The 12,469-nt window shown below is 43.0% G+C and carries 11 protein-coding genes; 7 read left to right on the forward strand and 4 right to left on the reverse strand.

From position 1 onward, the window contains the following. Positions 1 to 5: 5 nt before the first annotated feature. Entirely contained in the window at positions 6 to 1,163 is a 1,158-nt protein-coding gene (locus COV43_05180) for a hypothetical protein (protein PIR25556.1), read from the forward strand. 29 nt (positions 1,164 to 1,192) lie between these two features. Here COV43_05180 and COV43_05185 read toward each other — a convergent pair whose 3' ends face one another. Together COV43_05185 and lexA are read right to left on the reverse strand one after the other, a co-directional pair. Further along, positions 1,193 to 2,473, reverse strand: a complete 1,281-nt coding sequence (locus tag COV43_05185; protein PIR25557.1) for a DNA polymerase IV — start codon at positions 2,471 to 2,473, stop codon at positions 1,193 to 1,195. 28 nt (positions 2,474 to 2,501) lie between these two features. Next, a complete protein-coding gene (lexA, locus tag COV43_05190; protein PIR25558.1) occupies positions 2,502 to 3,089 on the reverse strand; it encodes a repressor LexA in 588 nt (195 codons plus the stop codon). Positions 3,090 to 3,235: 146 nt separating this feature from the next. Here lexA and COV43_05195 point away from each other — a divergent pair, with 146 nt between their 5' ends. From COV43_05195 to COV43_05215, 5 genes are all read left to right on the forward strand, one after another. Continuing rightward, complete coding sequence (locus COV43_05195; protein PIR25559.1) at positions 3,236 to 3,541, forward strand: hypothetical protein; 306 nt, start codon at positions 3,236 to 3,238, stop codon at positions 3,539 to 3,541. Positions 3,542 to 3,604: 63 nt separating this feature from the next. Continuing rightward, positions 3,605 to 4,711, forward strand: a complete 1,107-nt coding sequence (locus COV43_05200; GenBank protein ID PIR25560.1) for a hypothetical protein — start codon at positions 3,605 to 3,607, stop codon at positions 4,709 to 4,711. 95 nt (positions 4,712 to 4,806) lie between these two features. Beyond that, positions 4,807 to 5,970, forward strand: coding sequence for a fatty acid desaturase (locus tag COV43_05205; protein PIR25561.1), 1,164 nt, complete (start codon positions 4,807 to 4,809; stop codon positions 5,968 to 5,970). Positions 5,971 to 6,001: 31 nt separating this feature from the next. Next, the gene (locus COV43_05210; GenBank protein ID PIR25562.1) at positions 6,002 to 7,252 is read left to right on the forward strand and encodes a hypothetical protein; all 1,251 of its coding nucleotides are present in this window, start codon (positions 6,002 to 6,004) and stop codon (positions 7,250 to 7,252) included. Continuing rightward, the gene (locus tag COV43_05215; protein ID PIR25563.1) at positions 7,236 to 8,681 is read left to right on the forward strand and encodes a hypothetical protein; all 1,446 of its coding nucleotides are present in this window, start codon (positions 7,236 to 7,238) and stop codon (positions 8,679 to 8,681) included. The genes COV43_05210 and COV43_05215 overlap by 17 nt, the downstream gene beginning before the upstream one ends. Here the strand turns inward: COV43_05215 and COV43_05220 are convergent. Continuing rightward, positions 8,671 to 9,768, reverse strand: a complete 1,098-nt coding sequence (locus COV43_05220) for a redox-regulated ATPase YchF (protein PIR25564.1) — start codon at positions 9,766 to 9,768, stop codon at positions 8,671 to 8,673. The two genes, COV43_05215 and COV43_05220, sit on opposite strands and share 11 nt — an antisense overlap. A gap of 76 nt (positions 9,769 to 9,844) precedes the next feature. After that, entirely contained in the window at positions 9,845 to 10,546 is a 702-nt protein-coding gene (locus COV43_05225) for a hypothetical protein (GenBank protein PIR25565.1), read from the reverse strand. A gap of 225 nt (positions 10,547 to 10,771) precedes the next feature. Between COV43_05225 and COV43_05230 the strand changes: the two genes are divergently transcribed. Further along, a complete protein-coding gene (locus COV43_05230) occupies positions 10,772 to 12,280 on the forward strand; it encodes an Rne/Rng family ribonuclease (protein PIR25566.1) in 1,509 nt (502 codons plus the stop codon). The last annotated feature ends 189 nt before the right edge of the window (positions 12,281 to 12,469 follow it).

Consider the following 12,469-nt stretch of genomic DNA (forward strand, 5'->3'; position numbering starts at 1 on the left):
TCTTTATGAAAGACTTTCACCGCAATGTAGAAAAAACCATTATTGATGACCTTCAAAAGAAGTTTGTCTTTCTTTCTGGTCCGCGTCAGGTGGGGAAGACCACTCTTGCAAAGCGCATTTTAAAAGGAAAAAAGGGGAAGTATTATCTGTATGACGATGCGGATGATCGTCGCATTATTTTAGAAAAAAAATATACCTCACAAAAGTGGGTTTGTCTGGATGAATTTCACAAGTTTGCTCGTTGGAAAAATCATATTAAAGGAGTCTTTGATAAACACCATGAAACCCTTCATCTTCTTCTCACAGGAAGTGCAAGACTTGATGTGTTTCAAAAATCAGGTGACAGTCTTTTTGGACGTTATTACCCTTATCATCTGCATCCCTTTAGTTTGGGAGAGCTTCACTCGTCATCACGCCCAACAGTTCCAGAAGATTTTTTAATTGCCCACGAACCGTTGAAACATACAAGCGAACTTTTACGTTTTGGTGGATTTCCCGAACCTTTTTCTCTTCAGTCAGTGAAAGAGCACAGGCGTTGGTCGAATACGAGACGGCAACTCCTTATTCAACAAGACTTGCGAGAAATTTCTCAAATTGAACTTATTAGTCTTGTTGAACAGCTCATGCTATTACTTCCTCATCGTATTGGTTCCCTCTTTAGCCAACGCTCACTGGCAGAGAATATCCAAGTAAGTGCTCCGACTATTCAAAATTGGATGAGAGTATTTGAACAATTATTTTTAGTATTCAAAATAAAACCATACTCTCGAAATATTGTTCGTTCTCTTCACAAACAAGCAAAATATTTTCTTTATGATTGGTCGCAAATTGAAGATGCCGGCGCAAGGTTTGAAAATTTTGTTGCTAGTCATTTGTTGAAAGCGGTGCAAGTTTGGAACGATCTTGGTGAGGGAAATTTTGGGCTTCATTTCTTGCGAGATCGTAATGGACGTGAAGTAGATTTTCTTCTCACCAACGACAACAAGCCTTTTCTCCTTCTTGAAACGAAACTTGCCGAAACTCAATTTTCCGAATCCTTGCATTATTTTTCAAAGCATCTCAATGTCCCCGCGGTTCAGTTACTCCAAAAGAATAATGTGGTAAAAATGGATGGGAACTGCATGGTTATAAGCGCAAACAGATGGTTAGGTCACCTGCCTTAAGCCCGGGAGCTTGCCCCCGAGTTTTTGATCTACGAAGCCAGTTTTTTATTGAGCATGGTTTCGTTGAAAAGTGGGATTCTGAGACGTGGTTTTTTTGAACTTTGCTTTTCGTGTGCTTGTAAACTTCCCGCCAAAAACACTTTATTTCGTCCATGTTTTTTACAAATCTTATCGATAAGCTCGAAGAGTTTTTCTTCGTGCTCATTTTTTTTCGCCGAGGAAAACAGCTCTAGTTGTGATGCAGATGTTTCTTTCAGCTGAGCGAGGGTGACACCTGTGGTGCGATAGGAAACTCCTGGTGTGAAGAGAAGGCCAAAAAGTTCTTTCAGCACATGCGTGAGGTCGAGCGGATTATGTGTTGGCGAGTGAAGTTTTGCTTCAAGCGATTTCCACTCAAACTGAGCTGTTTTGAGAGAGAGAACAATTTTTTGAGCAAACAGTTTAAGCTTCCTGGCTTTTGTGCATGCCGATTCAAGATTGGCCATGGCGTGCGCGCGAACAAGATGTTCATCCGAAGAGGGAGGGGTGAATGTTCTGCTTTTTTGAATTGAAAGCTGAGGCCGAGCATTTCCCGAACTCACTATCGAAACATATTCCCCTCGAAGTTCTCTCCAGATTTCTTCACCTTTTTTCCCAAGAAGGCGCTTAATTTTTTCTTGTGGTTTTTGTACAAAGTCGAATGCCGTTTTTATTTTAGCTTTTTTTAAAAGTGCACACGACTGGAAACCCAGACCCCATACGGCTTCGATGGAAGTGCGCTTGAGTAAAAGCGCGATATGTTTTCCTTCTACCACGGTAATGCCATGAGGTTTTTTATACTTCGAGCAAAGCTTCGCCAGACCTTTCGAAAGAGAAAGACCGATGGAAACGCTGATATCAAGTTCATCTTGAATGCGTTGTTGTATGGTTTCTGCAATTTTGCGGTAACTTGCTTGATGCAGTCTTCGCATGCCGGTGAGATCGATGAAGGCTTCGTCTATTGAGTACGCTTCTACTTGTGGTGAAAAGCTGTGCAAAATACGAAGCATGCGCTGAGAGAAAAGGGTGTAATTTTCTGCGTTGGAAGGAATGAGAATGCATTCTGGGCAAAGCCTTGTGGCTTCAGAAAGGGGCATGCCTCTTTTGATGCCGAAGGCCTTGGCCTCGTAGCTCATGGCGGTGGCGATGCCTCGTTCGGCGCCAGTGATAACAGGCTTTCCTTTGAGGTCTGGATTCATGGCCTGTTCTACCGCCACAAAAAAGGCATCGGCATCAACATGGGCAATAGCTTGTGGCCAAGAAGAAAGCAGATTTCCGATGTGGTGTTTCATGGCATCCCCCGATGTGTGAAGTGTTTTCCTAATATTTTCTGACCACGGCCTTTAAGACTCCTGCAACAATCAACTCTTCCCTTGGATAAATATCGGGATATTTGGGATTGGCCGCAACCAGACGAACGTTTTTGCCTTGTTTGTAGTAATGTTTGAGCGTCCACTCTCGATCTACATTGGCCAGCACAATGGCGCCGTTGTAAGGTGAACGCGCGCGTTCAATAATCACCAAATCATCTTCTAAAATACCAGCTTGGATCATGGAATCTCCACTTACCTTTAACAAAAAAGTGGATTCGGGTTTTTCGATGAGGTATTCGTCGAGGGAGAGAGTGTCTACCAATTCCTCTTCGGCCGGAGTGGGAAAACCAGCTTGAACATAGCCCAAAAGAGGAATGCCAAAGCGTTCACTTTTTGGATAGAGACGTCCGGAGTCATCTTTTTCGATGAAGCCTTCTTGAATAAGCTTTTGCGCAAGGCGATAGGCTGCGTTTTTGGAGTGAAAGCCTAAAATGCGCGCCATTTCAGAATAGCTGGGCATGCGCCGGTTCATGCGGTGAAATCGTCGTAAAATTGACAGGGTTTGTTCATCAATTGCCTTTACCTTTGGCGCCATCGTCTTCCTCCTTCTTCCTTTCGCTTCCGTTTCGCACTGTTCAAAGTAAGTGAACGGTCGTTCACTTGTCAATAAAGAAAAAGAAAAATCATTGGCACGGACATTGCTACTAAAGGTGATGTGTTCTTTTTACGAAAGGGAGTGTCATGAAGGCGAAAATTATTTTTGGAGTTTCGTTTCTTTTGTTCATTTTTTCCATTTCATTGGTATGCATGGTATCAGATGAGAAGGACAGCGATAACGATTCAGGTGGATTCGAATCTGGAATAGAAACAGATTTCGCTTTTAAAAGTGCCGACGATCTTCTTCAAGAGTATTTATGGAAAAATTTCTCCATGCCGATTTACCTCAATCACTATAGTCCGGGAAGGCAGGAAGAAAGTTTTCGCGTGGGGCCAAATATTCGCATTAGGCATCAAGGTTTGATGGCGGAGTTGCAGTTGAAGTTTTAACGCCGTTGGTTTGCCGCGAATTTCACTTGCACTTTTTCCTGAAACATCATTCATTCCCTGCCCATGAACGAAACCATTGTTATAATTGGTGGCGGTATTATTGGCCTCAATATCGCGCACGCCCTTGTCCAATCTGGGAATGCTGGCGATATCTATCTTATTGAGGAAGAAGAATATTTGGGCCACCACACTACCGGGCGCAACAGTGAAGTGCTGCATGCCGGCATTGCCTATCCTCCACATTCTCTGAAAGCCAAATTGTGCATCGAAGGAAACAGGCTTTCTCGCGAATTTTTTTCCCGTTACAACGTTCCGTTCAAAGAAAGTGGAAAGTGGCTTGCTGCAACAAGCGAAGCAGAAGTGGAAGCGCTTTCTCGCGTGATGGAAAACGCAAAAGAAAGTGGTGCCGCTCCATTTCGCTATGGGACGGCAAAGCAAATAAGCACGCATGTTCCAGAGATGCGTGAAGATTTACCGTTGGTGATGTATCAGCCTTCAACGGCAATGATTGATGTTTCATCGTATGTGCAAACGCTTGATCGTGTTTTATCTGCTACCGGGAAAGTGCATATTATCAAGCCTTGCAAGGTAACGGGCATAGATGAAAAACAAGGCTTGCTTGAAACCACTCGCGGCGAAATGCCATTTGATGTGCTTGTTAACTCGGCAGGACTTCATGCTGATGACGTGTACAAAATGTGCGGTGGTCCAAGACAATTTCAAATAAAGCCATTCCGCGGTGAGTATTATCGTTGGAAAAATTCAAAGCTTACCGCGGTGCTCTATCCTGTTCCGCGAAGTTTTGTGGCGAAGGGAAGCGGCGATAATACGCTTGTTTCCAGCCTGGGTATTCATGTGCATTGCAATGTTGCAGGCGAAGTGTTGTTGGGGCCGTCGCAAGAAGAAGTGAGTGAAAAGCACGATTATGGTTTTTCCTTGTCGCCGCAGCATTTTGTGGAAGCGATGATTCCCTACTTGAAAAAACCACCAACGCTGGACGAAATTGAACCTTCCTACGCAGGCAATCGGCCAAAACTTTTTGAGGATGGAAAAGCAGTTGGCGATTTCACTCTTTTCCGTGAAGGCAATGTTGTGCATTTGCTGGGCATGGAATCTCCGGGCTTAACTGCAGCTCCCGCTCTTGGGAAGTATGTGGCAGGTCTCCTTTAAGTGCCCATTTTACAAGCTTTTCCCGACGATTCAAAAAAACACTCTACTTTTTTTCTCAAAAAGTGTACGTAGACCCTCAGCAATAAGGAGGAAAAATGAAAAAATATAAAATTGAAAAATATCATTGGCGCAATGTTTTTTTCTTCAGCCTTAGTCCTGTGTTTGCAATCGTTGGGCTTGTTCTCTATTTCGTGCACTTTGGCAGTCCGCCATGGCAAACTTGGCTTTTGTTTGGCATCTACATTTGTATCACCAGTCTTTCCATTACGGCAGGATATCACCGCGCGCTTTCGCATAAATCCTACGATATTGCTCTTTTGCCAAAATTATTTTTTCTGCTGTTTGGAGCTGCGAGTTACCAAAGCTCTGCTTTGTGGTGGAGTGCTGAGCATCGCCTTCATCATCGTTACGAAGATACCGACAAAGATCCATACGGTATCAACAAAGGTTTTTGGTATGCGCATATTGGATGGCTTTTAGAAAAACGTGAAGATGCAAGTTGTGATGTGGTTAAAGATCTTGCGAAAGATAAATGGGTAATGTGGCAGCATAAGTTTATTTGGGTTGTTTCGTTTTTCTCCGGCTTTATTTTGCCAACGCTTATTGCGTTTACCTGGGGCGATCCTCTAGGAGGCTTGTTGTTTGCGGGTCTCACGCGGATGGTGATTAACCATCATGCAACGTTTTGCATCAATTCGCTTTGCCATTTTGTGGGAAAGCAATCTTTTTCGGATGAAATTACAGCAAAAGATTCATGGATCAGTGCGCTTATTACGTTTGGAGAAGGGTATCACAATTTTCATCACAAGTTTCAATACGATTATCGCAACGCTATTCGTGCCTATCAGTGGGACCCTACGAAGTGGCTCATCAACATCATGGCGTGGTGTGGCTTGGCGAAAAATTTGAAAAAAGTGGATGAGAAAAAAATTCTGGAAGCCAGCATTCAAGCAGATGAAGTGTATTTTTTAGATCGTGTAAAAGCTTATTCTCACACTGTTCATGAGCGAGCAGAAAAAATGTTGCATGAATCAAAGTGCAGGCTTTGCCAAGCTCAAGAAAAGTTGGTTACACTGAAACAAGAATATGCAGAGTTGAAACGAAATTACAAAGAGCTTAAAGAAAAACAGTTTCTTCATGCCAAGGTAAAACTTCAAGAAATGAAAAAAGAAATGAAGCTAGCTCAAAAAGAATTTAAAGAAGCTCTTTTACATTGGCGAGATCTTGTAAACGCAACGCCGGTTGTGCTCGAATCTTGACGTGCTGCTCCGTTTTCATAAGAATGCTTTCATGTGCGGAAGAAATGTGAAAAAACTAAGCTTCTTTCTCCTCTTGATAAGTGCATTTTCGTTTTTTCTTTCGGAGCCTCTTTTTGCTGAAAGTAAAATTTCTCCCCAATTCAAAAATCGACATTACAAAGATTTGGAATGGAATATTTTTCCCGTTCCCATTTTTAAAACTTCCCCTTCAGAAGGTGAAACCTATGGCGTGTTGCCCGTTGTGTTTGGCACCGATCCCGAGGGAAATTTAAAGTCTTTTGTTGCTCTCGCAGGAATGTACAACGAGGTGACGGGTTTTGATGGTTTTGTGGCAGCTTACGTTTATCCCGATAAAGATACAGCGTTTGATGTGTTTGCCGAAATTGCAGAACATTTTTCAAAAGAATTAACCGTTCACTTTCAACGCGGGCCAAAACGAAAGGGCGCTTTTGTTTTGGAAAATGAGCTTGGTTACATTCAATATCCCTTCGAACGTTTTTATGGTTTTGGTCCTTACTCTTTGCAGGCTAATGAAAGTAATTTTGTTTCTGAAAAATTTACGGCTCAAGCCTTGCTAGGGTATCATCTTACGCGCGACATCGTCTTTGCCTATCAAGCACAATTTGAAGGATGGAAAATCCAGCAAAAAGCGCTTGGTTCATTACCAGACACCTTGCAACTTTTTCCAAACGATGCCGAAGTAAGAAACTCATCACATCTTTTGAATACTTTTTTGTTTACTTACGACACTCACGAAGATCCGGTTTTTCCTGAGCATGGCGAAAAACTTTCGCTAGAATATTTGTTTGCGCACAAGAGATTTGGAAGTGATTCTTCTTTTCATGGCTATGATTTGAATTCCAAGATAACAAGGTCAGTACAGAATGGAAAATACACGACGGTTCTTGGATTTAAGTTTTCTCAACGCTTTGGAAAAACAATTCCGTTTTATCTGCAAAGTCAGCTTGGTGGTTTTGAAACCTTACGCGCTTTTGTAGAAAGACGATTTGTTGCGAGAAATCGATTTACTTTTGATCTTGAGGAACGCATTGAGTTGGCAAGTTGGAATATCATGGCAACAAATGTGGAAATATCGCTCGATCCCTTCTTTTCGATTGGGCAAGTGTTTGACACATTTTCTCAAGTTGAAACAAGTGCTCTTCAGCCCGTCGGCGGCATAGGCCTTCGTATCAAGGCCAAGCCGTCAGTGGTGGGAAGATTAGACATTGGTTATGGAAGAGAAGGGGTGGCTGCCAGTGCGACGATTGATTATCCTTTTTAGTACCCTGTGTTTTTTTGCATCACATTTTTTTTCTTTTGTGCAAGCTGAAGAAAAAAGCACAACGCTTTTTCTCGCTTTAGATGGTGTTTCGTTTTCCCTTATCAAAGAGATGAAAGCGGAAGGAAAATTTTCTTCGTTCTCGGATCCATCACTTATTATTTCTCCGTTCCCCTCCACTACCACTTCAGGTTTTACGGGATTGCTAAAACCATATGGTGTGAGCAAAGCCTCTGGGTATGATGAACGTTCTTTTGATTATACTGCTAACAAAGTAGAAGGAAATTTGCTTTCGGCGTATCAAAAATCGCCAGCCAATTATCTTACGTTTTTCGATTACAACCGGCATAGTTTTTTTTCACAGTTTATTATGTATGCCATTCCTGGTTTCAGTGTGAAGCGTGACATAGAACGAATACCAAACATTCTTTTTTCAGAGCCAGAGCGCGATCAGTTTGTGGTGTATATTGGTGGCACTGATGGTGCTGCTCATATTTTGGGAAAGCGGCGAGTAAAATCGATTCTTTCAATGGTAGATAAATATTTGCAAAGGCTGCAACGAAGATACAAAAAGAAAACCGGAAAACATTTGGAGTTTGTTCTTTTTTCTGATCATGGGTTTGACTTCAAACCACTTAAAGCTATTTCAACTTCCAAAATTAAACATCATTTGGAAAAACATCAGTTTAAATTGAGTGAGCACCTTTTAAGTGAAAATGATGTTGTCTTGGTTCATTGGGGAAACATTAGTGGTGCAAGTTTTTATACAAAACCAGATAAAGTGGGAACCATTTCTGAAGTGCTTTCTCGTATTTCGGGTGTAGATATAGTGAGCTACAAAAAAGGGAATGACATTTTCTTCCTTCGCTTTGATGGACGGCAAATGCAGAAGGCTCAAGTGCGTGCGGATGGTGATTATTTTTCTTATGTTCCTCTTTTGGGAGATCCTCTTTCATATCAAAGTGTCTATACCGAATTGAAAAAGAGTGGAAAGTTGCGTGCGGATGGTTTTGCGCATTGGAAGCATATTGCAAACGCTACTTTCTCTCACCAATATCCTTCTGCACAAAAAAGAGTACACGATGCATTTTTCAAACTGGTTGATAATCCAGCAACTATTTTATGCTCTACAAAACAAGAGTTTGAATTTGGCGACAGTGTTACCAGGCTCACAGCAAAGTTGCATGGAGGATTAAAGGGAACGCATGGTGGACTTTTTTGGGATGCAAGTAATGCCTTTGTCATGACTACCGATGCTTCAATTCAATTGCCCGATGCAGCTTTATATCCCACGGCGTTAACAGCATTTGCCAAAGACATTGAAGAGCAACTTGAGTATCAACAAGAGAAACTGAGAGAAGAAAAGAAACAAGAAGAATTAATGGTGGAAGAAAAAAAACAAAAAAATTACGGAAGCGCAGTTACACATTAAACAGAAAATGCATGATGTCGCCGTCTTTTACGCGGTATTCTTTTCCTTCGGTGCGCATGAGTCCCATTTCTTTCACTTTTTGCTCACTGCCAGCTTTGACGAGGTCGGTGTAGTGATACACTTCAGCTCTGATGAAGCCTTTTTCAAAGTCACTGTGAATAGCGCCTGCAGCTTGTGGGGCCGTTGCTGTTTTCGATACCGTCCAGGCGCGAGTTTCTTTTACGCCGGCGGTGAAATAGGTTTGGAGATTGAGAAGATCATACCCGGTTTTGATGAGGCGGTGTAAACCCGATTCTTCAAGGTCTAAACTTGCAAGAAATTCCTTTTTATCTTCTTCGCTCAGTTCGGTGAGTTCTTGTTCGATACTTGCACACACAGAAACTGTTTTGGAACCTTCAGCTTCGGCAAAGGCTTGTACTTCCTTGATGGTAGCGGAAGGATTGTTGATGTCGTTTTCTCCCACATTCAAGACATACATCACAGGTTTGCCTGTAAGCAGTTGAAAACTTTTCAAGATGAGAGCTTCGTCTTCACTTTTAAGCTCAACTGTTCGTGCAGCTTTTCCGGCGCTGAGCAAAGGTTCAATTCTTTCCAGAAGTGCAATTTCAGCCAAGGTTTGTTTGTCGGCTCCCTTTGCTTTTTTCTTGATGCGATAAAGGCGATTGGTCACATTTTCAAAATCAGCAAGCGTCAGTTCGAGTGAAATGACTTCGATGTCGCGCAAAGGATTCACTTCGCCGTAAGTATGCACCACGTCTGCATTGGAGAAGCAGCGCACAACATGGGCGATGGCATCCACTTCGCGAATATTGCCCAAGAATTTATTTCCAAGCCCTTCGCCTTTATGGGCTCCTTCTACTAAACCTGCAATATCCACAAATTCTACCGTGGTAGGGATGATGGTTTTGGTTTTTACAATTTCAGCGATGACATTCAATCTTTCATCCGGCACAGGAACAATACCTTTGTGGTGATCGATGGTACAAAAAGGATAGTTGGCAGAAGGCACGCCGGCCTTTGTCATTGCATTGAACAAGGTTGATTTTCCAACATTGGGAAGCCCAACAATACCGCAGTTAAAACCCACAACTACCTCCTAAAAAAAGCGCCCTCATAAAGAGAGCGCAGCATATAAACGAAAAAAAGGAGACTGCAAACATTTTTCACCTTCGGCTTCGTAAGATGAGATAAATCAAATTGAGCACCGCGGTGGCGGCAGCTGCAACATAGGTGAGGGCTGCAGCGTTTAAAACAGCCGCAACACCATCGGCTTCCGCTTGATGAACAAGGCCTAGCTCGGAGAGTAGTTTTTTGGCACGCTTGCTGGCATCAAATTCCACAGGAACGGTAATCAGCTGGAAGACCACAACAACCGCAAAGAAAATAATCCCAATTTTAATAAAACTAAGGGAATTTAAAACAAAGCCGATCAAGATAAGCCAATATGAAAAGTTACTTCCAAGCTGAGCCGCGGGAGCAATGGTGTTGCGAAATTCAAGCAGCTTGTAGCCTTGGGCATGTTGAATGGCATGGCCAACTTCGTGTGCTGCTATTCCGTAAGCCGCAACAGACCGCGCGCCATACACTTGCGGAGAGAGGCGAACTGTTTTTGTTTTGGGATCGTAGTGATCATCTAAGCCTTCGCCATCGCCACCAAAGAAGCTTTTTTTCCCGGTTGGTTCAAGGTCACAGCGAATGCCAGCATAATCCATAATACGTTTCGCCACTTCTGCACCTGTAAGCCCTCCGTGGGCTGGAACTTGCTTGTATTTTTTAAAGGCACTTTTTACTTTGGATGAGGCAAACAAAGACAAGGCCAGTGAAACCAGCATCACGATGAGGTATGAGGGATCGATATAAAACATATTGTGTGCTCCTTTGTTTGTAGTGGGAAGCCATATGGAGGCTCTTCTCAAAAAGTCTATTCGTGATTTAATATAATAGACAAAGAGTGCAAGAGGCCAATGTGGAGCTGTATTTCTCTTCTGCCTAGGGAGATACTCCGCTTGCACAATTTGGGGATATAGACTACGAGGGCCGTGACTTTGTATCTTTGAACTAAAAACCAGTAACTAGTAACTGCTTTTAACATGGCAAATGAACTGATTATCAACGTTACCCTTGGCGAAACCCGTGTGGCTCGTTTGGAAAATGGCGTGGTGACCGAGCTTTTTATAGAGCGCGTTCATCAAGGCCACCTTGTAGGCAATATCTACAAGGGAAAAGTGGTGCGCGTGCTTCCCGGCATGCAGGCTGCGTTTGTGGACATCGGTCTGGAGCGGACGGCTTTTGTGCATGCTCATGATTTGATCAGCGAAGACAACATGGATGACAAAGGCCGCAAAGACCTTGATGACGATATCGACCCTCGAAAAAAGAAAAAAACGAAAGTGTATTCCTCTATTGATAAGCTGCTGAAAGAGGGAAATGAAATTTTGGTTCAAGTAGAAAAAGAACCAATCGGCACCAAAGGCGCCCGCATTACCTGCCATATCAGTCTTCCCGGCCGATACCTTGTCTACATGCCAAGTGTAAAACACTACGGAGCTTCGCGAAGAATAGAAGATGCCGAAGAGCGAACGCGGCTAAAGAACATCATCAAAAAATGTAGCAAAGATCACGTTGGTGGATTTATTGCTCGCACCGTTTGCGAAGGAGCAAGTGAAGCCGAAATTCAAGCTGACATTGAATACTTAACAAAGCTATGGGCAGAGATTGAAGTGTCGGCAACAAAAGTAAAAAGTCCATCACTTGTTCGCTCTGAACTTGGCGTGCTCGATAGAGTTGCTAGAGATCACTTTACTCCCGATATTGACCGCGTCGTTTTGGATTCGGAAGTGGCGCTCAATACCATTGAAGCTTTTATTTCGCAGTATATGCCAGACGCCAAAAGTGCATTGGAATTATATAGCGGAAGCGAACCTGTGTTCGATGCTTTTGGCATTGAGATTGAGATCACCAGAGCGCTTGGCCAAAAAGTTTGGCTGAAAAGTGGTGGCTATGTCATCATCGAGCAAACGGAAGCGCTTACGGCTATCGATGTAAACACTGGCCGTTTTGTGGGCAAGCGTGATGTGGAAGACACTATCGTGAAAACCAATCTGGAAGCGGTGAAGGAGATTGTCTATCAACTTCGTCTTCGCGATATTGGCGGAATTATTATTCTCGATTTCATTGACATGCAACGTGAAGCCAACCGACAAAAAGTGTATCACGCGTTGAAGGAAGCGCTTAGCCAAGACAAAGCCAGAACAAGTGTGACTAAAATTTCTGAGCTTGGTTTGGTGGAGATGACCAGAAAACGTACGCGAGAAGATTTGCGCCGCCAGCTCACAAACCCTTGCACCTATTGCGAAGGAAAAGGATATCTCAAAAGTGCAGCAACGCTTTGCTACGAAATTTTTCGCGAAATAAGAAGAGAAGTAGATCATATTGCGGGAAAACAGATTGTAGTTATTTGTCACCCTAAAGTAGCGCAAGCTCTCTACGATGACGAGCGTGAACAGTTAGATGACTTGGAAAAAAGAATTGGTCGCAGAATTTCCATTAGCGGCATGATCGATTACCACTTCGAACAGTTTGACGTTGAGGGGAAGTAAGTTCCCTCTTTGTCATCACGAGGAGCATAGCGACGTGGCCTGCCTGCCGGTCAGGCAAGGTGATCTCCTTGTTCAATTGCTCAGAGGAGATCCTTCTGTTTCACTCAGGATGGGCATAATGGCAAAAAATGTGTGCTCGAGTTACCACTATCCTAAATAAATTCAAATAGTTGTTGATACTAAATTCAA

This window comes from Deltaproteobacteria bacterium CG11_big_fil_rev_8_21_14_0_20_42_23, assembly GCA_002796345.1.
Lineage (GTDB): Bacteria > UBA10199 > UBA10199 > 2-02-FULL-44-16 > 2-02-FULL-44-16 > 1-14-0-20-42-23.